Origin of the sequence: Acinetobacter seifertii (assembly GCF_000368065.1) — a bacterium.
Lineage (GTDB): Bacteria > Pseudomonadota > Gammaproteobacteria > Pseudomonadales > Moraxellaceae > Acinetobacter > Acinetobacter seifertii.
In genome coordinates this window covers 1,231,236-1,255,184 of sequence record NZ_KB851200.1, presented here as the reverse complement: position 1 = coordinate 1,255,184, position 23,949 = coordinate 1,231,236, and the positions used below count along the sequence as shown (strand labels likewise).

18 protein-coding genes are annotated in these 23,949 nt (G+C 40.1%); 10 read left to right on the top strand and 8 right to left on the bottom strand.

Translation table 11 applies throughout. The annotated features are described in order from the left end of the window. Positions 1–155: 155 nt before the first annotated feature. Genes F985_RS13265 through F985_RS13245 form a run of 5 tightly spaced genes read left to right on the top strand, consistent with a single transcriptional unit; the run spans position 156 to position 5,047 of the window. The gene (locus F985_RS13265) at positions 156–1,406 is read left to right on the top strand and encodes a dienelactone hydrolase family protein (protein ID WP_004701700.1); all 1,251 of its coding nucleotides are present in this window, start codon (positions 156–158) and stop codon (positions 1,404–1,406) included. 12 nt (positions 1,407–1,418) lie between these two features. Continuing rightward, positions 1,419–2,204 carry an SDR family oxidoreductase gene (locus F985_RS13260; RefSeq protein WP_004701698.1) on the top strand — a complete coding sequence of 262 codons (786 nt, stop codon included), beginning with the start codon at positions 1,419–1,421 and terminating at the stop codon, positions 2,202–2,204. A 43-nt stretch (positions 2,205–2,247) separates the two neighbouring features. After that, on the top strand, positions 2,248–3,486 hold the full coding sequence (locus F985_RS13255; RefSeq protein ID WP_004701696.1) for a styrene monooxygenase/indole monooxygenase family protein: 1,239 nt from the start codon (positions 2,248–2,250) through the stop codon (positions 3,484–3,486). 29 nt (positions 3,487–3,515) lie between these two features. Beyond that, entirely contained in the window at positions 3,516–4,046 is a 531-nt protein-coding gene (locus tag F985_RS13250; protein WP_004701694.1) for a flavin reductase family protein, read from the top strand. A 53-nt stretch (positions 4,047–4,099) separates the two neighbouring features. Further along, positions 4,100–5,047, top strand: coding sequence for a SphA family protein (locus F985_RS13245; protein ID WP_004701692.1), 948 nt, complete (start codon positions 4,100–4,102; stop codon positions 5,045–5,047). A 57-nt stretch (positions 5,048–5,104) separates the two neighbouring features. On the opposite strand, the gene F985_RS13240 is transcribed toward F985_RS13245, so the two are convergent. The 4 genes from F985_RS13240 to antA all read right to left on the bottom strand — a co-directional run bounded on the left by F985_RS13240 (position 5,105) and on the right by antA (position 9,561). Beyond that, positions 5,105–6,163 carry an AraC family transcriptional regulator gene (locus tag F985_RS13240; protein WP_004701690.1) on the bottom strand — a complete coding sequence of 353 codons (1,059 nt, stop codon included), beginning with the start codon at positions 6,161–6,163 and terminating at the stop codon, positions 5,105–5,107. Positions 6,164–6,611: 448 nt separating this feature from the next. Further along, positions 6,612–7,646: an anthranilate 1,2-dioxygenase electron transfer component AntC gene (gene antC / locus F985_RS13235; protein WP_081401286.1), complete on the bottom strand. Its 1,035-nt coding sequence runs from the start codon at positions 7,644–7,646 to the stop codon at positions 6,612–6,614. A 5-nt stretch (positions 7,647–7,651) separates the two neighbouring features. Continuing rightward, the gene (antB, locus tag F985_RS13230) at positions 7,652–8,143 is read right to left on the bottom strand and encodes an anthranilate 1,2-dioxygenase small subunit (RefSeq protein WP_004701688.1); all 492 of its coding nucleotides are present in this window, start codon (positions 8,141–8,143) and stop codon (positions 7,652–7,654) included. A gap of 2 nt (positions 8,144–8,145) precedes the next feature. Beyond that, complete coding sequence (gene antA / locus F985_RS13225; protein ID WP_004701687.1) at positions 8,146–9,561, bottom strand: anthranilate 1,2-dioxygenase large subunit; 1,416 nt, start codon at positions 9,559–9,561, stop codon at positions 8,146–8,148. Between the two features lie 220 nt (positions 9,562–9,781). Between antA and F985_RS13220 the strand changes: the two genes are divergently transcribed. The 4 genes from F985_RS13220 (at position 9,782) to F985_RS13205 (ending at position 12,412) form a co-directional block, all read left to right on the top strand. Further along, positions 9,782–10,132, top strand: coding sequence for a winged helix-turn-helix domain-containing protein (locus tag F985_RS13220; protein ID WP_004701686.1), 351 nt, complete (start codon positions 9,782–9,784; stop codon positions 10,130–10,132). A 180-nt stretch (positions 10,133–10,312) separates the two neighbouring features. Further along, positions 10,313–11,098, top strand: a complete 786-nt coding sequence (gene modA / locus F985_RS13215) for a molybdate ABC transporter substrate-binding protein (RefSeq protein WP_004701685.1) — start codon at positions 10,313–10,315, stop codon at positions 11,096–11,098. After that, complete coding sequence (gene modB, locus F985_RS13210; RefSeq protein ID WP_000971591.1) at positions 11,095–11,787, top strand: molybdate ABC transporter permease subunit; 693 nt, start codon at positions 11,095–11,097, stop codon at positions 11,785–11,787. Before modA ends, modB begins: the two co-directional genes overlap by 4 nt. A gap of 4 nt (positions 11,788–11,791) precedes the next feature. Continuing rightward, positions 11,792–12,412: an ATP-binding cassette domain-containing protein gene (locus F985_RS13205; protein ID WP_004701684.1), complete on the top strand. Its 621-nt coding sequence runs from the start codon at positions 11,792–11,794 to the stop codon at positions 12,410–12,412. A 46-nt stretch (positions 12,413–12,458) separates the two neighbouring features. On the opposite strand, the gene F985_RS13200 is transcribed toward F985_RS13205, so the two are convergent. Continuing rightward, positions 12,459–14,063, bottom strand: coding sequence for a PepSY-associated TM helix domain-containing protein (locus F985_RS13200; RefSeq protein WP_004701683.1), 1,605 nt, complete (start codon positions 14,061–14,063; stop codon positions 12,459–12,461). Between the two features lie 2 nt (positions 14,064–14,065). Next, entirely contained in the window at positions 14,066–14,356 is a 291-nt protein-coding gene (locus F985_RS13195) for a hypothetical protein (protein WP_004701682.1), read from the bottom strand. Positions 14,357–14,766: 410 nt separating this feature from the next. On the opposite strand from F985_RS13195, the gene F985_RS13190 reads away from it, so the two are divergent. Then, positions 14,767–15,498: a 4'-phosphopantetheinyl transferase family protein gene (locus F985_RS13190; RefSeq protein WP_004701681.1), complete on the top strand. Its 732-nt coding sequence runs from the start codon at positions 14,767–14,769 to the stop codon at positions 15,496–15,498. A gap of 40 nt (positions 15,499–15,538) precedes the next feature. Here F985_RS13190 and entS read toward each other — a convergent pair whose 3' ends face one another. Both entS and F985_RS13180 read right to left on the bottom strand, forming a co-directional pair. Further along, positions 15,539–16,789, bottom strand: coding sequence for an enterobactin transporter EntS (gene entS / locus F985_RS13185; protein WP_004701680.1), 1,251 nt, complete (start codon positions 16,787–16,789; stop codon positions 15,539–15,541). Beyond that, the gene (locus F985_RS13180; protein WP_004701679.1) at positions 16,786–23,937 is read right to left on the bottom strand and encodes a non-ribosomal peptide synthetase; all 7,152 of its coding nucleotides are present in this window, start codon (positions 23,935–23,937) and stop codon (positions 16,786–16,788) included. The genes entS and F985_RS13180 overlap by 4 nt, the downstream gene beginning before the upstream one ends. Positions 23,938–23,949: the final 12 nt, after the last annotated feature.

Genomic DNA, 23,949 nt, shown 5'->3' with positions numbered 1-23,949 from the left:
TTTGAAATATAGGTGTTTCTTGTTTTTTTAGTTTTTATCCAGTTTGATAAGTTTTGATAATTGCGCAGAGATTGGATAGTGCTTGCAGCTTTTGGACAGTCTAAAAAAAATTTCGGATAGAAGATAAAGCCATAACAATGTCAGGAGTTGACACTATGGCTGGTCAAACCATTCAAATTAAAACAGCATCTGGAAAGCAGTTCAGTGCATATCTAGCGACACCAGAAACAGGAAAAGGACCCGGTGTGGTGCTTTGTCAGGAAATCTTTGGGGTGAATGCGGCCATGCGAGAAAAAGCAGAATTTCTTGCAGAAGAAGGCTATACCGTTTTAGTTCCTGATTTATTTTGGCGTGTAGCACCTAATATAGAACTGGGTTACACACCAGAAGATTTTCAAAAGGCTTTCGAGCTTTATCAGCAATATGATGAAAATCTTGGGGTTGAAGACATTCAGGACAGCTTAGCTTTTTTAAAGACTCGACCAGAATGTGACACCTCTACAGGCCTCGGTGTGGTGGGGTACTGTTTGGGTGGAAAGCTTGCTTATCTGGCAGGCTGCCGACTTCCTGACGTGGCATGTGCTGTAGGTTATTACGGTGTAGGCATTGAAAAATCGTTAGATGAGTTAGCCAACGTAAAAGGAAGTTTGGTTTTACATATTGCAGAACTGGACCAATTTACACCGCCAGGTGCGAGACAAGCGATTGTTGATGCAGCCAACCAATATTCAAATGTACAAGCTTATGTTTATGAAGGTGTTGATCATGCTTTTGCACGCCCAAAAAGCAATCATTATCACAAACCTTCAGCCCGCTTTGCCCACGAGCGTACAGTAACAGCTCTACATAACACGATTGGACCGAAATATGACTTAGTTGCTTTATGGGAAGAGCATATTCGTCATGAGTTCGATACGCGTGACGTGCCAGCAACCATGGCAACAATGGTCGCAGAACCGTATGTCAACCATATTCCAACCTTAACTGGCGGTGTAGGTCAAAGCCAGCTCGCTCGTTTTTATCAATATCACTTTGTTCATCAAAATCCAAAAGATATGAAGATCACTTCGATCTCTCGTACGGTTGGCTCAACGCAAGTGGTAGATGAGTTCATTATGAGCTTTACCCACGATGCTGAAATTGACTGGTTATTACCGGGTGTAAAACCGACTGGTAAATACGTCGAAATTCCAATGCTAGGTGTAATTCAGTTTAGAGGTTCAAAGCTGTGCCATGAGCATATTTACTGGGACCAAGCATCGGTACTGGTTCAAATTGGTTTATTAGACCCAACGGGCTTACCCGTTGCAGGTGTAGAGACCGCGCGAAAACTTCTTGATGAAGATCTTCCTTCAAATACGTTGATGCCATCTTGGTCAAGTAGTGAAGGCAAGCCAGTCAATTAAGGAGTATCTGTAATGAATATAGATTTAAAAGGAAAAGTCGCTGTGGTGAGCGGCGGCGCAACACTGATTGGTAAAGCTGTTGTACAAGCCTTAGTCAGTGCAGGTGCTCATGTCGCTATCTTAGATATTGATGCCAAAGGCAAGGCAATTGCAGAAAGCTTTAATCATGATGTGATGTTTATTCAAACCGATTTAACCAGTGATGCGGCTATTCAACAAGCTGTGGCAGATATTCACCAACATTTAGGTGAAGTGAGCTACTTGGTGAATTTGGCATGTACTTACTTAGATGACGGTTTTAAATCTTCACGTCAGGACTGGTTACAAGCACTCGATATTAATTTGGTCTCTACAGTTGAGCTGAGCCGTGCTTTATACCATGACCTAAAAAAGCAGCAAGGTTCAATCGTTAATTTTACTTCAATCTCGGCCAAAGTGGCACAAACAGGGCGCTGGTTATATCCAGTGTCTAAAGCCGCGATACGTCAACTCACACAAAGCATGGCAATGGATTTTGCTGCTGATGGCATTCGCGTCAATTCAGTTTCTCCGGGTTGGACATGGTCTCGTGTTATTGCAGAAGTCAGCGGTAATAACCGCGAAAAGGCCGATAGCGTGGCAGCCGATTATCACTTGCTAGGTCGATTGGGTCATCCCGAAGAAGTTGCCAATGTTGTTTTGTTTTTATTGTCACCCGCTGCGAGTTTTGTCACCGGAGCAGATTATGCGGTCGATGGCGGATATTCAGTGATGGGCCCTGAAGGATCACAGCCTGCTATTCCACGTTTAGCCGAATAGCACAGCGTTTTAAAAGCACATTTAGAAAATTATGGAGAATATTATGCGCCGTATTGCAATTGTTGGAGCAGGACAGTCTGGTTTACAGCTTGGTTTGGGCTTATTAGATACAGGCTATGACGTAACCATGGTCACCAATCGAACTGCCGATGAAATCCGCCAAGGTAAAGTCATGTCAAGCCAGTGTATGTTTCATACCGCTTTACAAACTGAACGTGACTTGGGACTAAATTTTTGGGAAGAAGAATGTCCAGCTGTAGAAGGCATTGGGCTAGCTTTAGTTAATCCTGAAAATGGTGGTAAAGCATTTGAATGGAGTGCTCGGCTTGAGCGTTACGCTCAATCGGTCGATCAACGCGTCAAAATGCCATATTGGATGGAAGAGTTTGAACGCCGTGGCGGTCAATTGGTAATTCAGGATGTGGGAATAGACGAGTTAGAACAACTCGCAAACGACTACGAACTTGTATTACTCGCTGCTGGTAAAGGTGAAGTCGTTAAACAATTTGAGCGTGATGATGCACGTAGTGTTTTTGATAAGCCACAGCGTGCTTTGGCATTGACCTATGTCAAAAACATGAAGCCAATTTCGCCATACTCTCGTGTGACTTTTAATATTATTCCAGAAGTGGGCGAATACTTTTCATTTCCAGCACTTACAGTAAATGGTCCTTGCGACATTATGGTGTTTGAAGGTATCCCAAATGGGCCAATGGACTGTTGGCAAGATGTCAAAACACCAGAACAGCATCTGCAATGCAGTTTGGACTTACTCAAGAAATTTGTGCCTTGGGAATATGAACGCTGCGCTAATGTTGAGTTAACCGATGCTGGTGGATATTTAGCAGGACGTTTCCCGCCGACAGTACGTAAACCCGTTTTAACCTTACCGTCTGGCAAGAAAATTTTTGGGATGGCAGATGCCTTGGTGGTGAATGACCCGATTACTGGTCAAGGCTCAAACAACGCTGCTAAGTGTAGCAAAATCTATTTCGATGCCATTTTAGCCAATGATAATCAAAACTTTAGCGAACAATGGATGGTTCAAACTTTTGAACGTTATTGGGCTTATGCAGAAAAAGTGGTGGCTTGGACTAATAGTCTGTTAGTACCACCGCAACCCCATGTTGTTGAGCTATTAGCAGCCGCAAGCCAAAACCAAAGCATTGCTTCCATTATGGCCAATAACTTTGATGACCCTCGTGCCTTTGCTCCTTGGTGGTTTGATGCAAATCAGGCTCAAGCATTCTTGGCCTCAAAAACCGCAGCAAAAGTGGCTTAAGGGCAAAACAGCAAAGGGAGATATGAAAAATGGACACAATTGAAACTTTAGCTTTACAAGCAATTAATGCTGAAAACCCGAGAGAAATCCGTAATTTGCTTGGACAGTTTGTAACTGGCGTTACCGTGATTACAACTCGTGGTAAAGATGGTCGGAAGATAGGCATGACAGCCAATTCCTTTTCATCATTATCTTTAGATCCACCATTAATTTTATGGAGCCTTTCAAAAACAGCACCAAGCTTGTCTGATTTTGTTGAAGCTGAATATTTTGCCATTCACATGTTGGCGCAGGAGCATCATCAACTTTCGGGGCATTTTGCTCGAGGTGCTGAAGACAAATTTGCAGGCATTGCCCATCAACAATGCAATGCAGGCGTTCCAATTTTGTCCGACGCACTCGCAACCTTGGTTTGCCGCAATGTAAATCAGTATGAAGGCGGAGATCACCTGATTTTTATTGGTCAAATTGAACAATACCAACAACGCCAAGGTGAACCATTGGTATTCCACGCAGGAAAGTATCGGATTGCCGCAGAGCATCCAGAATTAGCACATTAATTCACCACAATCACGATCAATCCGGTCGTGATTTTTTTATAGGAAATAAGAAGATGAAAAGCACTTTAATTAAACATGGATTTTTAGCAGGGACATTGTTGGGTTTGCCATTAGTTTCTCATGCCTATGATTTACCGAACGTAAACTTAGGTATGACCAGCTTTCTCGATGGTGGATTACCCGCAGGGCCTGGCTGGTATGCTCAAACTTACTTTCAAAATTACGATAGTAATAAACTGGCCGATGCCAATGGACAAAAATTAGGTTTACCTAAAACAGATTTAAATTATCAAGTATTGGTTGAGCAGATTAGTTATTTATCGAATGTCCGAGTAAAAGATAAAGCCAGCCTAGGTATGAATTTTTTAATTCCTTTTGTCAGCAAAATGGACATGGATGATGGCTTGAATAATGCTGCTATTAAAGCCCAAAGTGGCTTTGGGGACATTATGATAGGACCTTTTATTCAATTCGATCCAATCATGGGCGCGCAAGGGCCGAAGTTTGTACATCGTTTTGAGTTTCAGGTGAATTTACCTACTGGCGAATACGATCGGCAAAAAGATATTAACCCCAGTAATAACGCTGTTTCATTTGACCCTTATTGGGCTGCAACGTATTGGTTTAATCCTAAATGGACTGCATCCACACGTATCCATTATCTCTATAACTTTAAGAATAATGACCCAAGCTATGCTTTTGCTGGAGCTAATGATATGCAAGCTGGGCAAGCAATTCATGCAAACTTCGCAACAGACTATGCCATTACTGAACAGTTTCGCTTAGGACTAAATGGCTATTGGCTAAAACAAGTCACTGATACCGAAGTCGATGGTGAAAAAGTCAAAGGTAGACGTGAGCAAGTCTGGGCGATTGGTCCGGGTGCGATGTATAGTTTTTCTAAAAATGATCACTTGGTTGCAAATGCTTATTTTGAGCAAGATGCTGAAAACCGTCCAGAGGGAACACGACTACAAGTTCGTTATGTCCATCATTTTTAAATCATAAAAAAAGCCTTTTATATCAATCAATATAAAAGGCTTTTATCTATTTTTAGTTTACGAAAAAATTGAAGTAATTAAGCCTGAGCCTTCACTTTGACCAGAACGGCGGGTAGAAGATGGTAATTCCCCATAACGGCGTTTATATTCTTGAGAAAAACGGCCTAAATGACTAAATCCCCATTTAAATGCAACGTCAGTGACAGAGAGATTCTCATTGTGCATCAGCTCTAAATGAGCCTGTTCAAAACGTAATTCTTTTAAATAAGACATTGGGGTAGTCCCCAAATAGTTTTTAAAACCAGTAAATAGTGTTCTCACACTCACGCCAGCATGTTCAGCCAAAATTTCTACATTAAGCGGCTCATGTAAATGTTCTTTAATATAGGCTTCAGTACGCTTCACGAAATAAGGAGAGACTGTTTTTTCTTTATGCTGATCTATTTTATGTAATGCGTTATTGGGTTGACCATAAATGAGTGCATTAAATAGATTTGACTCAAATTGTTTAAAGGCTAAAGGATGATGAAGCGGGTGTTGCTCGCATGCCAAAGCATCTATCAAGGTTCTAACGAGCTGTAAAAAATAGGCTCCACTTTGTGTAGAAAAGTCTAATTTTGGGTCAAAAACGAGTAAGTTATTTTCTGAATCGGCAATGTGCTGACGGCAATGATACGTAAAATCATCCTTTGAAACTTTTAGAATGAGCTGTGGTGAGTTCGCATGCCAGCGCATACGTAAAGATTGCTGAGGAGAAATAAGAGATGCAACTTGAGAATAAGAAATAAACTTTTGTGAACCAAACTCGATTTCTGCATAGCCTTGAGTTGGAATTTGAATTAAGTAAAAGTTATCTAGGTGATCTGGTTCAATGATGACATCCGCACCATATTCCAAGCGACTAATAGACAATGCGCCTGTTTTAACATGGTGCATAGTTGCACTGAAATCTCGCTTCTGCTGAGAGATTTTAAGATCATGTGGTTTAAAAATTTGCCCTACATTTCGGCAAGTTTCGTTTAAATCGTGGTGATCAAATACCAAATTATGTTTGGTAAAGATAGACTCATTTTGAAAATGACGTCCACTGAGTTCTGGGGAGTTGGCTTGGTTCATATTTATCCCTTTTGGCTCACTCCTGTATTTACTGTGCAAAATGTGTGAAGCCTTAGCTTTGCAACACGTAAATACGGCACTTAAAAAATTAAGTTACTCGCAAATTACAATGAGATATAAGCAAAATACAGACCAATTTAACCGCTAGTTAATGTGATTTTCTCAAATTTTTACGTCGGATTTTGTCCATCCATTTAATACATTCGAGAAATAGAATAGGGGGATATAAAAGGTGCTATAAGTTAATCTCATCATGATCTTATTCCTTAAGATCTATCAAAATTTATAGCAAATCCGAGTGAGCTGGTCAATTTATTTTGTCGGAATTAATTATTTTATGTTATTGATATATTAAAACTTTTAATTTAAATGTAAAAGTTCAATATACCCCTTATAAGAGTATATTGAATCATTTCAGGTTTAAGTGGTTTTTAAATTATTTACACTTTTAACGCGAGGTATTGCTCTGTAAAAACTTCTCGCTATAAATACGATAGTTTTGCAAAGATTGCTCATCTAACCAATTTTTCACGGCTTCAATCATTGGTGGTGGGCCACATAAATACATATCAAAAGCTTGTTCAGCCAGTTGATCTTTATTCAAGTGCTCATGAATATAGCCTGCTTTGCCTTGCCATGTTTCAGTTGCTTTAGTCACAATCGGGTGATAACTAAAGTTTGGAAGCCGTTCTGCGTAGGCATGTAAACGCTTTTGTTCACACAAGTCAGTTTCATTATTTACGCCGTAGTACAACTGAACGGCAGGTGAGTTAGGCTGCTCGACCAAGTTATCAAGCATTCCTAAAAATGCGGATAATCCTGTTCCACCTGCCACAAAAACCAGTGGACGCTGTACTTCACGTAAATAGAAACTACCAAGCGGTGCTTCAATAAGTAGGGTTTGTCCGACCTGACAACGATCACGCAAATAATTACTCATCACACCATCTGGCAAAAGACGAATTAAGAATTGCAATTGATTGGTTGCGTTTGGTCTGTTTGCAAATGAATATGAGCGCCAATCTTCAGTATCTGGAATTTGCAAACGAGCATATTGACCCGGTAAAAACTGAAGTTGGGCAGCATGACTGCTTGCATCAAGATGCAAAATTGCTGTTGTTTCAGAAACCAACTCAACAGCGGTCACTTTGGTTTCAATTTTTAAAGTATCACCAGCGTTACAGATCGCAGAATCATGATCGAAATAAAAAGCTGCATCGGATTTCACACGCGTCTGGCAAGCTAACATTTTACGCTCAGCCAAATCACGCTCACTTAATGCGTCTTCATCAACATATTCTTGTTCATAAATACCAGTTTCACACTGACCCTGACAGGTACCACAAACACCTTCACGGCAGTCTAGCGGTAGGTTAATTCCTTGGCGAACTGCTGCATCAAGCAACAATTCGTCGTTATTTACCGAAATGAAAAAGGTTTTGCCATCGGCAAAGTTAAGTGCAACTGAATGTCCCATTTTCATTCCCCTTAAACGTGATAGAAGTCTAAAACGGAATCAATTTTGTCATTGAGCAAAATGCTGTGTTGACGACGAATACGGAAACCATCCGCTGTTTGGCGTAAAAGATAAGTAGCGTGTCCGTAAAAACAGCCTTCTAAGCCTTGACGGTTATAGAGCGTTTGCCATGCGACTTTTGCTTCAATTAATCCGTCATCCAGTGTTTTTACACGAATGTTATTCATGCTGTGTAACGTACGTGGTAGCGGCGTTGCAGATGCAGCTTTACCGGTACGAATACGGAATACACGGTCTTCAAGTCCAGTACGGTCCGCATAATAAATATAAGACAAACCCTGATTTGGATCTTGAACATAGTTATGGTCATCAATCCACTGTGGAATATGATATTCACTATCTTCATCGTAAAGTTCTAGATAGGCATCCCAGTCATAAGCGTCACAAAGTTCTGCTTTTTTGTACAAAAACTGAGATACAGCAAAATTTAGTTCTTGTGACATGGTTACACCTCATCCATTAGGGCATTGTTTTCAAAAGTAATATCTTGCATTTTCAATGCTTTCTTGTTTAATCCGTCGAGCATTAGACGTTGCCAGTGTCCATGCTGGTTTACATAGAGTCCTTCGTGGGTAAACTCACGGCCAGTAATGACGGGTTGAATGCCTAAATCTTGTGAGTTTTTGGTCGCGCCATATTCCCAAGACTGACAGCCACGAGAAATATCGCTCCAACGCTCAAGTCGTGCCTGAAAGCCTTTTTGCTGTTCACGGAATTCAACTAAATCATCTGGTGTACCAAGGCCTGATACGTTAAAGAAATCTTCAAACTGGCGAATACGGTTACGGCGCGCTTCAGCAGATTCGCCTTTAACACCAATACATTGACTAATGACTTCGGTTTTATTCCATGCCACAGGACGAACAATACGAAGCTGTGAACTAATCTGGTCCATAAAGAATAGGCTAGGGTACAAGTTCAAGTTTCTTAAACGGTGCATTGCCCATTCAGCATATTTGTCACCATATTTTTCGACCATATACGGCATAACTGTGCTGTAGCCTGGACGAACCGTTGGGTTCGGCATGTCACTAAACAATACGCTATGACCATTTTTGAAGCTGAACCAGCCATCGTCAGTTTCTGAGTCACCGGCACCTAACTTGCTATAGTCAAGCGTATCGAGTTCTTCACCTTTTGATGCATTGACTTGCTGACGGTGTTGAACTGTAGATACATAGTTATAGTGAACAGTACTTACATGGTAACCATCTAGGCCATTTTCATTTTGTAGCTTCCAGTTACCTGCAAAGGTATAAGATGACTTGCCTTGAAGTACTTCGAGTTCACCTGTTGGCGACTGATTAACCATTAAATCAAGAAACAGTTTTGCATCACCCAAAAAGTCTTCTAGAGAATCTGTTGCTTGAGTATCAAGGCTTACAAATACAAATCCACGATAGCTGGCAATACGGCCTTGTTTTAAGCCTCGGCTTGATTTATCAAAATCTTCACAATATTCACCAGGTGCTTTGACTTTCACCAAGCGGCCATCTGACTTATAACACCATGCGTGGAATGGACAAGTAAATGTAGATTGGTTGCCTTTAGCAACGCGTGTTAAGGTCGCTCCACGATGCTCACAAGCATTGACCATCGCGTGTAATTCGCCCTTACCATCACGGCTCACAATAATCGGTTGGCGACCAATTTGAACTGTTAGGAAATCATGATTGTTTGGAATCTCACTTTCGTGACATGCATAAATCCAAACCTTTTCAAAAATAAGTTCCATTTCCAAGTCAAATAGTTCAGGCTCAGTAAACATATTACGTGCTATACGAAACACGCCATCGTTAGGACGGAAGTCGATACATCCATCTACAAAATCATTCCATTGTTTTAAATTAGATGAGGTCATTTGCTCAATCCTATTCATTCAGCTTTTAACTGATTGAACCGCGATTAGGCTTTGGCCTCTATCCGTTTTTTCCAGATCTTTATCCACTTTGTGCAGTTTTGATTTTTTTAATTGAACTCTTTTTAGGAAAGAGTAGAGATTTAAATTTGTATATGTCTTAGCTTGTTAAACTTCCCTATAATGTTAGTGAGCATAAAATAAACTTTTGTGAACTAAGCCTATGAAAGAAAAAAACTTAAAATTACAAATTAGAATTCTTTTAGAACAGAACATTGCGTTTGGTCCGGGTAAGGCAGACTTACTTGAAGCAATTGAGAAAACGGGTTCGATCTCACAAGCCGCAAAATCTATGAATATGAGTTACCGCCGTGCGTGGCAGTTGGTCGACACCATGAATCAGTGCTTTGAAACAGCTTTAGTTGAAACTCAAACAGGTGGAACACATGGTGGTGGGGCAGCCGTTACAGCTTTGGGCCAGAAAGTCTTACAATACTATCGTCAAATGGAAGTTAATGCTCAACAAGCCTTAGAACATGATTATCAAATTATGAGTAGCTATTTAAAGAAATAAGATGAGGAATACTTTCAAAATCAAAGAATTTAAGCGCGAATCAGTTTTATCTACCAATAGTTTTCAGTTGCTCAGAAAAAATATCCATCTTTATAAATAATTTCTACTTTTCATCGTCTATGGTTATCGCTATATTCTTGGGTATATATCGCTGCAAAAAACGACAAAAAGGTAAATATAATGGTAAGTGATACGAAGATAAAAAAGTTGGCTTTAGTCTGTTCAGTCCTCAGCATAGGATTGGTCTTTAATGTTCCAGCTAAAGCTGAATCGGTTACCGTTTATGCAGCAGCGAGCTTAACAAATGCAATTAACGATTTAGAAAAAATTTACGAAAAACAGAATAAAGTAGAAGTTAAAACTTCATATGCAGGCTCATCGACCTTAGCGAAACAAATTGAAGCTGGGGCACCAGCCGATGTATTTATCTCTGCTGATACACAGTGGATGGATTATCTACAAAACAAAAAATTAGTTGCAGCAAATGACCGTGTAAATTTATTAGGCAACCGTTTGGTTCTAATTACTCCAAAAGGGCAGTCACTAAACGTAAAACTAGATAAAACAACAGATCCAAATAAAGTGTTTACCGGAAAGATTTGTACAGGGGATACCAAAAGTGTGCCTGTAGGCAAATATGCTAAACAAGCTTTTACCAATATAGGTTGGTGGAGCCGTATTGAGCCAAAGTTAGTTGAAACAGAAGATGTTCGAGCGGCATTAAACTTTGTTGCGCGAGGTGAATGTCAGGTTGGTATTGTCTATGCAACCGATGCAGCAATTAGCAAAGATGTGAAGGTAGCTGGCGTATTTCCGATAAATACACATTCACCAATTATTTATCCTGTAGGGTTGATTAAAAAGAACTCAAACTCAGCAAAGTTCTATCAATTTTTACAAAGCAACCAAGCTAAAGCAGTCTTTAAAAAATATGGCTTTAGTGTGCTAGCTCCAGTTAAACCATGATGTTTTCTTTAACCCCAGAAGAACTCAGCGTTCTTCAACTTTCTTGTAAGGTTGCAGCAAGTTGTCTTGTGGTCAGCATTATTCCTGCAATTTGTGTGGGATGGTTTTTGGCACGTAAAGAGTTCTGGGGTAAGTCATTTATTGAAACATTGGTGTTTTTACCTTTAGTGCTACCGCCAGTGGTTCCTGGTTATTTGCTTTTACAAGTTTTTGGGAGCCGCGGTGTTGTTGGGCAATATTTGGCGCCTCTCGGAATTGATTTTGCATTTAACTGGAAAGGCGCAGTTCTTGCTTCGGCAGTAATGGGTTTTCCGCTATTGGTGCAATCGATTCGACTAGCGATTGAACTGGTCGATCAGCGCTTAGAAATGGCAGCAAAGACACTAGGTGCCTCATCTTTAGGTGCATTTTTTCATGTCACTTTGCCGCTTGCGAGCAGTGGTATTTTAATTGGTGCTATTTTGTGCTTTTGCCGCAGTTTAGGTGAGTTTGGTGCGACCATTACCTTTGTGGGTAATATTTCAAATGAAACCCGGACTTTGCCTTTGGCTATGTATAGCTTAATGCAACAGCCCGATACAGAGGCTGCTATTCAACGGCTTATTGTTTTATCGTTAAGTGTGGCTTTTTTAGCGCTATGGTTTGCACAGTGGTTTCATCGTTATCAAAAAAAGCGCTTAGGACGGTAGAAATATGTTGATCGATTGCCGTTTTCAGCTACAGATGGGTCAATTTCATATTGAACCTAACTTCCAGTCGGATGCTGCTGTTATTGGATTATTTGGTGCCTCTGGGTCAGGTAAAACATCGATTTTACATGCCATTGCAGGGTTGAACACACCGCATAGTGGACTCATTAAAATACAGGATCAAACATGGTTTGATTCAGATCAAAACATTAATTTGAGTACCCAAAAGCGGCATGTTGGATTGGTTTTTCAAGATGCTCAGCTTTTTCCGCATAAAACGGTGAAGCAAAACTTATTATTTGGTCTTAAGCATCTTTCCCAACAAGAACGTCACTTTGAAGCAGATTATATTATTGAGTTATTAAAGTTAGGGCACTTATTACAACGTATGCCCATCAAACTCTCAGGAGGGGAAAAACAGCGCATAGCACTGGGCCGAGCATTATTATATTCACCTAAGCTGTTGCTACTTGATGAACCTTTATCTGCATTAGATGCGAATCATAAAGCTGAAATTATTCCTTTTTTTCAGAAGGTAAAAGAGGAAATAAAAATTCCGATGATTTATGTGAGTCATGATATTCAGGAAATTAAACAACTGACCGAAACAATGTGGATTTTATAATTTTTCATATTTCACACATTATTTCAGTCTAGTTAGTTCATGGTTGTTAGCTAGCCCATAAACTACCAGTTGGAGCAGATTTTCGGCGATCTTGGGCTTGTTGATAAAAACGCCAGAAAGCAAAAGCAAAAATGATAGCTAAGAAATCAACCACTAAGATTTCTCCGCCATGTACCCATAGGCCACTTTGGGGAATGGAGTAGGCTAAAAGGGAGGTAAGCGGAATCGCAAATAACACCAAAACTAAGGTTAACAGCAGTTGTGGTAAAGCTTTTGCATAGCCAATCACAAAGGTATAAATCAAACTCAGTAGGAAAATCGCATAATAACCATACATAAAGAGGTGATTCATGCTTTCAATGTTAAGCGCTGCGAAAAGCCAACGACTGGCCAACATTGTACCTGCGACAGCTAAAACACACCCTAAACATGCACCTATCGTTAAGTTCGCAAGGAACACCACATCTTTACGTTGAACAGGAACAGGGTCTTCAGCACGCTTTTGCTTACGTGCACGAGTTTCAACCCAAAGGATGTTGCCCGTATAAAATAAGAAGGCACCACCAACACCTAAAACAAAATAAATCCAACGTACGCCAGTACCACCAAAACTGCCAAAATGCAGGCTAAACATGGCGTTGATTAACTTATTTCCAGCATCAGTCTGTGTGTTAATACCTTTATGATTAAAGTGCTCAACTGCATATGGGTTCATACGCATAAAGTCATGATTTGCACCACGCAACATCTGATCTGAGCTATAGAGAGCAATACGTGCATTGGCTTTTTCAGGTTTATCTAGGCCACTGAACTGGATATAGTCAACTGAATATTCAGGCGCTACTTTTTTAGCTTGAGCTAATATTTGCTGCACATCAATGTGCGTTTGTTTAGGTTGAATAAGCGCAGGGGGAGAACGCTGAAAAACAGGTTGTCCTTTGAGTGCAAGTTGTCCAATCGCATCATAAAAAAAGTCATGAAAAGCAAAGACAATAACGCTAATACTAATAATGATGTGGAAAGGTAAGCTCGTAATTCCAATCACGTTATGCGCATCTAGCCAAAAGCGCTTTTTATTTTTGCCAGGCCGAATAACAAAATAATCCTTTACCAAGGTTGGTAAAAGTATGATCACTCCTGAAAGCAGGGCAAGAAAATATAAAATTGAAACCACGCCCATCACATAGAGACCTAATCCGTGATGGCCTGCCATGCCCGGTATGCCTGCTGTTTCATGTAACTGTTCGATTAGCCAGCCCGCTTTAGATAAGTTTTCTCGGGCAATGATTAACTGACCTTTATCACCTAAGCTAGCCATCCACGTAGACTGAGCAGCATTAAAGCCATCTCCACGTTCATGTTCACTCCAAGTAATGGGTGCATAGTGAAATTCATTGGACGATAAATTCAGTGTGAAGTTCTTTTGTGCGGCAGGATAGGCAGCCTGAACTTTTTGAATAAGCTCATTATATTGGTGGGGTGAAACTTTAGGCAAAACTTGCTGTGTTGGCGTAGCCCATTTACTAATATGGTGCTGAAACATGCTGAGGCCACCAGCAAAGAAACAGATAAAAAGCAAAATCCCAGCACATACACCCACCCAAGTATGCATGCTTTTTGCTAATTTCATGATGTCTGAACGTACTTTCATATTTAACCCCGTAAGACAAAAATACAGCTATACGCTAGGGCATTCGCAATCAATAAATAGATAAGCGCTTTTCGTCCAGTCGTAAAAAAATAACTAGCAAACATAATCGGCATCCAAACCCAAGGAACACTCCACATACCCACTTGCACCAATAAATCCATGGCAACATAAGGTTGGCCTAATAAAACAATCAAATTACCAATAGCGATAGAAAGACTTAGACCAAAAACACCACCAGCAAAAGTTTTACTCCACCAGTCTGGCTGGATCGGAGACTGAATTTTAGCTTTCATGAAACCAGTTTCCGTTTAAAAAGCACCATAAAAGGAAGAAACGACCACGCAAAAATGATGAGCATGAACCAGCAAAAAGCGGCAACCACTTTCGGTAAGCTTGCAAAAAGTGCAATGAATCCAATGCCTAATAGCACTAGACCCAAATACTTAAAGAAAGTAGGAAGATGTTGAGACAACAGATTTTGGTTGCTATGACTACAATAGATACTGACCGCTCCCAACAGGGTCAAAAAAAGTCCTATAAGTTTCATAATCGATGTTTATAAGTAAATTAAAGTCAAAATTTACCCAACAGTATAAGTAAGTAATAATTATTATCAAATGATAAATATAATTATTTATCATAAGAAGTTAGTAATATAAAATAGGGGTAACTCTTTAAAAATATTTATTTTGAAGTCGAATACGTGAGCAATTATCTCTACATTCCTGAACAAATCAGTACATCAATTTATGAAATTTCGAACCCTATTTTTTTTACATCAGAGCTATTTTGTTATGGGCTAGATTTATCGCAAACAATGCATTTGTATATAAACCAACAATTAGAGCATCCCCTAAAAATTGCTCAAGCGTGTGTCGATCGTAAAAATGAGTATTTATGTGGCAGGGTCTTAGCTCAGGCTGTTTTAAATCATCATTTTGGTTTAGATCAGCCCATAACCTCTATGCACGAACCTTTACCCATCTGGCCATCCCATGTTTTGGGGAGTATTAGTCATTCACAAAATAAGTTAATTGTTGCGTTATCTAATAATGCGATTTATTTGGGAATTGATATCGAGCACTGGGTGACCTCAGAATTTGCTCAAGAGAGTGCACATCTTATTTTAACGCCATCTGAGTTCAATTTATGGAAAAGTAAAGCGGCTGATTTTTTGGATTTTGCTCACTATGTGAGCTTAATTTTTTCTATAAAAGAAAGCCTATATAAAGCGGTTTATCCTACTGCAAAGCAATATATTGATTTCTTGGAAGCATCTATCATTGATATTAATTTTGAAAATCAAACATTAACGCTAACTTTTTTGCCGGAAATTCAGCACCGCTATCAACTTTTAGAACGCTATGACGGTGGCTGGACCATAGAACAAGACCATATTATGACTTGGGTTTTTCAGGCACGAAATTTTGCTTAAAATAAAAGAAGGCAACGAATTGCCTTCTTTTATTTAGGGTTTAATTTTCTTGTAACTTAGGATCTTGGAATCCTGTTTCACGCATATCTTGAGAGTTGAATAGGAACATAAATCCTACTGCAAAGCTTAGTATGCCAAAGAAGAGGATACTTCCTGATATTGGTAAAAACCGAGTTAAGAGACCCAAAGTTGTAGTGGCAATCGAGTCGCCTAACGCATCTTGTGCGAGCCAAATTGCGTTAATACGCCCTAGATATTCGTCAGGTGTATGTCCTTGCACAATGCTGTATTGAAGCAAGTTGGCAATCGACATCAAATATCCGAAAACACATAAAATTGGTAAAGTCACGATGAGCCAAGGTGAAAGTCCAATCATAATCATGCAACTAAAAACACCTAAGCACGTATAGAGCATGACTAAGCCGGGTTTGAGTAACCTTGTTGTCCATCCACTTAGTAAGGCACCTAAAGTTGAGCCTAAAGGCACGGCCGAATACATAAGTCCGAGTTCAAATGCACCGCCGTGAAAAATTTCATCTGCCATTTGTGGAAAAATAATTCGAATAGCACTGCTAAAACTAAGCAATGTGCCTATTAAAATCGTGCTACCGATTACTTTATTTTTAAAAACAAATTTAAACCCTTGAGCTAATTGGCGAAGAGGACTCTCACCATTTGATGCATGTTGTGGTTTAAGTGCAGGCAGCCCCATTAATAAAAACACAGTGAGTAAAGTACCCACGGTTGAGACCCAATACACCGTCGCAACACCACTAACCGCAATTAAAATACCGCCGATTGCTGGTGAAATAACGGTTGCAAGCCGTACAGATACCATACTGATCGCACGGGCTTGTACAATATTTTCGCGCCCTACAATCACAGGCATGATCGCCATCATTGCCGTTACACCCAGTGCACCAAAGAAACCATCCCATGCCGATAAAAAATAAATCGCATAGAGTGAAGGGTGCTCAAACATGGCATTGATGGCGAGGCCGGCAAAGCCTAAACCACACACACCACGTGCCAATAAAATCAGCCATTTTCGATCTTTGCGATCTGACAGCAAACCACCAAGTAACAAACCAATAAACATAGCAATGCCTTCAAAAGCCATTGCGACAGCAACGTTAAGCGAGTTCCCCGTAATGTCATAGACTTGTTTTGGAATAGCCACGACCAACATGCCAATGGTTAACAATGACAATGTGCGGGCAATAAATACATGTCGGAAATGAGCATTACGTTTTAAAAGACTAAAATCGGTCAATATAGATTTGAAGCTCATGGCGTGTGCTCCTCTAAACCGCGTGCCTGACAAATCATACGGTTTAAAATCGGGCCAAGTGTTTCAAGCTGCTGCGGAGACAATATATCGGTATGGTCCGCTTCACTGAGTCGAACAATATTGAGTTTTTTAACTAAAGGTGACCATTGTTGTTCTGGTTGGATATACGGCAGCAAGTCTTTTTCAGCGACAACTAAGTGTAGTTCACCATCAAAGTTCGGCATCTTATATGGTTTTAATAAACGGACGGCATCGCGATAGTTCGCAAAAATATCCTCTTGTAAACGGCGGGTTTCTTCACTTAATGCCGTATCTACATCGGCTAAAATATCATTGAAAAATTGAAGCTGTTCTTGTTCGGCTTCTGCATTCATTTCCTCTACCGATAAATCTAACCACTGATGAATTTCAGCAGGGTAAGTGTCTAATAAGCCGAGATAATCAACTTTTTCACCTTGTTCAGTTAACTTCGCTGCAACTGCATAGGCTACAGTGCCGCCAAGTGAATAACCTAGTAACGTATAAGGTCCTGTTGGTTGTTGCTTGCGAATAATCTCAAGTTGTTTTTCAACCAATTCGTCCATATCAGTACTATTTGCCAATAGGCCATCTGGTCGAGGTGACTGCAATCCAATAATGGGTAAATCAGAATGCAGATAACGATTCAGAACCGTATATTGCCATGCCGAACCAGAACCTGGGTAGAAACAGAACAATGGATGCCCAGAGCCAGAACGGATGGGTAAAATTGGTTGCATGCCAGTTTGTTCAACTTCTGCCAAACGTTCTTGTGTAAGCAGTAAAGCCGATAAACGTTGAATCGTGACATGACTCATCAATTGACCAATTGGAATGGTCCGCTTAAATACTTTTCGGATTTCAATTGCGAGCTTCATCACCAAAATGGAATGCCCACCAATGGCAAAGAAATCTTCGTTCACACCAATATTTTGCTCTGTATTTAAAACTTGCTGGAAAATACGTGTCAGTTCATGTTCAAAAGTAGTGGTGGCGTACTGTTTTTCTGTATTTGAAGGAGTAAGGGGTGGTTGCGGCAGCGCTTTACGGTCCAGCTTACCATTATGACTTAATGGGAATTTCTCAACTAATACATAGTGGGTCGGCACCATATATGCAGGAAGCTGTTTCGCCAATTGTTTCTTTAGCTGCTCAATGTCCACAGGGGCTGTTGTTTGCAAATAAGCAACCAACTGAACATCAGCTTTATTTTGTTCAGTAACGATAGGGTGTACAACAACATCAAGACCGCTGAGTATGCGTAATTGTTGTTCAATTTCACCCAGTTCAATACGTTGTCCACGTATCTTTAACTGGTCATCAGCACGGCCCACATATTGAATACTGCCGTCTGCATGCCAACGGGCAATATCACCAGTGCGGTACATGCGTTGACCTGCTGCGAATGGGTTTGCCACAAAACGTGTTGCCGTTAAGTCTGCTCGATGCAAATAACCCATTGCCAATTGATGACCTGCTAAATAAAGCTCACCATCTACTCCAACAGGAACAGGGCGTAAGTATTGATCTAAAATATAAAGCTGGGTATTCCAGACTGGATAGCCAATTGCAACGCTACTTTCTTCCGGATGTAGTCCCAGTGTTGCGTCCATATAACTCACATCTACCGCAGCTTCTGTTGGGCCATATAAGTTATGCAGCTCACAGCTAAAGTGTTCGGTAAATGATTTTGCTAAAGCCGTTGGTAATGCCTCACCACTACAGAATACTCGGCGGATTGGCAAACTTTGGAGTTGAGCAGATGACAAAATTTCGGTGGCAGCATTTTCAAAAACAGCCAGCATTGAAGGTACAAAATGTAATGTCGTTATCTGATATTTTTGAATAAGGCTTAATAATGCCAATGGATCACGGTGTGCATCTACAGGTGCCATAAACAATCGTGCACCAACTAAATATGACCAGAAAAATTCCCATACAGAGACATCAAAAGTGCATGGCGTTTTTTGCAAAATCGTATCGTTGGCTGACAGTGGATATTCTGATTGCATCCATAAAATACGGTTCACAATGGCTTGGTGAGAAACCATGACACCTTTTGGTTGGCCTGTTGTACCCGATGTATAGATTAAATATGCCGGATGCTGTGGGGTAATAACTGTCGTTTTATAACTACTTAAATCAACCTTTGTGTCATCAAACAATTCATTAAAAGCACAGGTAGCTATTGATGGATGGGCAATTGCAGCTAGATCTTTTTGTTCACCAATCACAAGTTTAGATTTGGCATCCTGCAACATAAATTTGATGCGCTCAGACGGATGTTGTAAATCAATAGGTAAATAAGCTGCACCTGCTTCAATCACCGCTAAAATAGCAATACTGAGTTTGATTGATCTTGGCAGGGCAACGGCAACTATGTCTCCAGCCTGCACGCCCATTTTTTGCAATTGCTGAGCTAAAGCACAAACTTGAAAACGTACGTCACTAAAACTAAGCTGATAATGTTCATCACATAACGCTGTTTTGTCGGGAGTATTTCGAGCTTGTTCTCTGAGTAATTGCTGTAAGGTTGTTGGACGAACTTCATGTTGAGTTTGATTAACTTTCTGGATTAAATCACGCTCCCCAGCAAGTTGTAAGCGATAGTGACCTAGACAAGTCTCCGGTTCATTTAATGCGATTTCAATTAATTGAACCATTCGCTCAAGGAAATGCTTAGGCTGATCAATTACACCACGCTGTTCAAGCAACAGCTCAATTTGATGATCAGGGATGACCAGTAACGCAAGTGGATAGTGACTATAACCGCGATTTGTGAGCTTTGAAATTGCAGCATTACCAAGTTTTTGCTGTAAATATTGGCTATCTGGGTAGTTTTCTACAACTAGCAAACTATCAAAAAGATTGCCTTGAGCTATTAACTGTTGAATACCGTGTAGGCCTAAACCATCATGTTCTAAATGTTCAACATGCAATTGCTGTAAATGAGGTAATTGCTCCCAAAGTGATTGCTGCATGTTGAGCTTCACACGCACTGGAATTGTATTTAAAAACAATCCGATTTGCTGTTCTAAACCATTAATAGGTGCTGAACGCCCAGAAACAGGTGTACCAAATACAATATCTTCACGATGAGCATAAATATTTAAGGTTATTGCCCAAATCATTTGCATGAAGACATTAAGCGTGATGCCTTGCTGGCGTAATTTGTGCTGAAGTTTTGCACCCAACTCAGCACTTAAATGATATGAAGTTTCCTGTACAGCTTTCTGTGGTTGATTAAATAAAATAAGTGGCTGCAAATCAGTTAAATCACGTTTCCATATCACTTTTGATATTTCATGGTCACGTGCAGATAAGGCTTTAATGACCTTTTCATAACTATGTTCAAGTGCAGGTAATGGCTGGTTAACTTGCTGATAGGCCTTAATAAAATCTTGTAAAAATAGTGGAGTTGACCAGCCATCTGTTAACAGATGATGCACCATAATCAATAGTTCTAACTGTTCTGGAGCATGTTGAATTAAGGTTGCCCGAATCAGGCCATAAGGTTGGTCGAGATGAATCGGTTGCTGCAATGCTTCTTGAATGGTTTGCTCAAGCAGATCGGGAGTGACTGAACAAAACTGAACTGGCCAAGCTTGAGTAGGGTGTAATGAATAAATAAAAACAGGTTCTTCAGCTAATTCGCTATCAAAATGTCCACCTAGTTGAGGATGACGTTTTAATACAGTAATCAACGCTTGCTGCAAACGTACCGGATCAATGTCTCCATTTAAGCTAAGACGAGTAAAAGCATTATAATTCGATTGTTTTTCAACTTGAGACAAGAACAGCATGCCTTTTTGCAAAGGAAGCAATGGTAAAATAGTGCTTTTTTTACCATATTTTTCTTGAACCTTTTGTTCTAGGTCAGCTGAAAATAACGGTTTTGAAATGGCTGCTTGTTGCTCATCTAGTCGGGTGAGTTGCTGTGCTATAGCAGCGACTGTTTTAAATTGGAATACATCACTTGGTCTTAAGCCGTACCCACGTTGGCGCAATTGAGTACAAAGCATAATCGCAGAAATACTATCGCCACCTGTCATAAAGAAGTCGTCATCAATTCCAATAGCATCAAGCTTAAGAACAGATGCAATAATTTGACATAGAAGTTGCTGTTCAGGTGTTTGGGGCATTCGGCTGTGGGTACGAATTTGAGGCTTTGGCAATGCTTTTTTATCCACTTTGCCACTTACATTTCGTGGAAATTCGGACATAACAGTCAGGGCAGATGGCACCATATATTCAGGTAAGTTTTGACGTAACAAACTTAAATATTGCTGACTTAATTGCTCACTGGTTTTTTCATCAAGTTCAATGTCTTTGACCACACAATAACCGAGTAAACGATGACTATTATTAATCGGTTCTGCAATCACGACTGCGCTTTCAACATTGGCTAAAATCGAAAGTGCATTTTCAACTTCACCAATCTCAACTCGATAACCACGAATTTTAATCTGGTCATCACAGCGGCCCATAAACTCAAGTTTACCCGCACTATTCCAGCGGACTAAATCACCCGTACGGTACATGCGCTGTCCATATTCAAATGGATTCGCTACAAAGCGGGCAGCACTTAAGTCAGCGCGACCTAAATAACCATTGGCAATCCCAAAACCAGAAATATAAAGCTCACCAATAACGCCAGTCGGGCATCGTTGCAAGTGGCGATCGAGTACATAGGCTTGTGTATTACCAATAGGGTTACCAATGACAGGGCGAGCTGTCTGCTTTAATTCTGCTCGGAAAGTATCAACAGTATATTCTGTTGGGCCATATAAGTTATGAGTAAAAAGTTCAGGCTGAGCATTAAGCTGTTGCCATAAAGCTAATGGTGCAGCTTCACCACCAATCAAAATAAGACTTGGATGATGCTGATTTTCAGCAAATAAACCATTCGTTATCATTTGCGCGCAAAAAGATGGCGGTAAATCAAGTGTATCGATTTGTCGTTGCTGAATCTCTTGCACTAAACCAAATGCATCACGACGCATGTTTTCATCAAAGATATGTAGCTCTTGGCCCCAGAGCATCCAGAAAACTTGTAACCAAGATGAGTCAAATGAGAAAGAGTGGGTATGCGCTGCACGTAACGGACGCTCAGGGAAACGCTGATTTACAGCTTCTAATACAGGCCAGTAAATGGTTGGTTTATGCGACAAAATAAGGTTGAGTAAAGAACCATGTGTGTTCATTACCCCTTTAGGACGGCCAGTACTTCCCGAGGTAAAAATTACATAAGCGACGTCTTGGAAATTAAATTTACGATTTTCGGCAGGAATATTACTCGCATCTTGCTTTCGAATTTGTGTTTGAACATCTTCATGATCAAGATATAACTGCTGAATATTTTGTGGTAGTTGCTGTGCGAGTGCTTGTGTGGTTAATACAAATAATGGATTTGCATCTTCACACATCATTTGCATACGATCGATTGGGTAATCTAAATCGAGAGGTAAGAAGCTCGCCCCAGAATTGAGTACAGATAACATCACAACAACTGAGTCAATCGAACGAGGAATAGCTCCAGCAATGACAGTTTGCTTTTTGGCACCATGTTCTTGTAAAAAACGAGTCAGTTGATTCACTTGTACTGCAAGCTCAGCAAAACTAAGATGCTGAAGGTTTGGACGTTCACCACTCACAATTGCGGTACGTTTGGGATACTTCTTAACTTGCTCATAAAAAATATCTAGAACATTATTATATTGTTCAGGATGGCTAACACGCGGACCAATACCACTTTGAGTAAGGGCAGCAAGCTCTTGTGGTGTCGTAATATTAAAATTGCTACAGGCCTGTTCTGGACGAATTAGAGCTTGTTCAAGCAATAAAGTTAAGCGTTGACCATGGTTAAATAGTTCATCTTGTGTATAACGCTGCGAATCTGCACGTAGTTCGATAATGAGTTCATGATCTTGAACAATAAAAGAAAACTCAAAATCATCAATTGGCCCTGTAGAAATATGGTGCGTTTTGACCTTTTCACCACCTAACATCAGGTCTTGATCAAAAGCTTTATAGTTTAAAATAGGGCCGTACATTCGTTCATGAATATCGATACTATTTAAATCTCTTAAAATTTGTTCAGCATCATATTTCTGATGTGGACGAATTTGTCGTAATTGCTCTTGTACATGTTGAGCCAAGCTTACCCAACTGTCTTTTTCAGCAACTTTAAACTTCACAGGCAAGACATTTACCGTCGGTAAGGTTGAGCGAATCGCTTTTGAACCTAAACGGCGCATGAATGGAATACCGTTAACCAAATCGGCTTTATCGGTCATTTTGTAAATATAATGTAATGACAATGACATCATCATGTCATTCAAAGCTAATTTAGATTGCGCAGCCAAAGCCTGAATTTGCTCTAAAATTCCTGTCGAAAAACGGAGTTGATGCTTAATAAATGTCGCTGTGGTTTTTGCCGCTAAATGATGAGTACTTAAACTAACTGGACTAGGTAAATCTTCACAATATGCCTTCCAGAAAGCTTGGTCTATTTTAAATTGATGGCTATTTTCATATGCTTGGCGCTCAGAAATAACATCATTAACGCCCATGAAAGGAGAAATTGAAAGGTCTTTTTCTTCTTGTAATTGTTGATAGAGTTCAACAATACGTTTGGTCAGGTTAATCATGCTAAAACCATCAAGCATGATGTGGTGATAACGTTGATACCAATACACTTTGTCATGGGTCGTAAATAACACCTGACGGAACAGTTGAGATTCACCCGCTTTAAGTGATTTAGCACATTGACGATCTGATGGCATCCAGTCCCATAAACGTTGCTGAGCTTTTTTAGGTGTTAAATGACAAAAATCAAACTCCTCTATTTGTATTTGAACTTGATTGTTAAGCTCAATAAACGGTTGAGACGCGTCAGATGAATATGAAGCAATGACCGTATCGGCTTCATTTAAACCAATTTGAATGGCTTCTTTAAATAATGAAAGATCAACCGATTTAGGAAGTTCAAGACAGTGAGCAATGGTATATAGATCATTAATAGAACTTAAATGATCGGCAAGAAATATCCCCAATTGTGTAGAAGTAAGCTCAAAGCGTGTTGGCCCAGAAAGCTCTTGGGTAAACTCATTATGTAATGCTTGATTCATGATTGTTCTCCA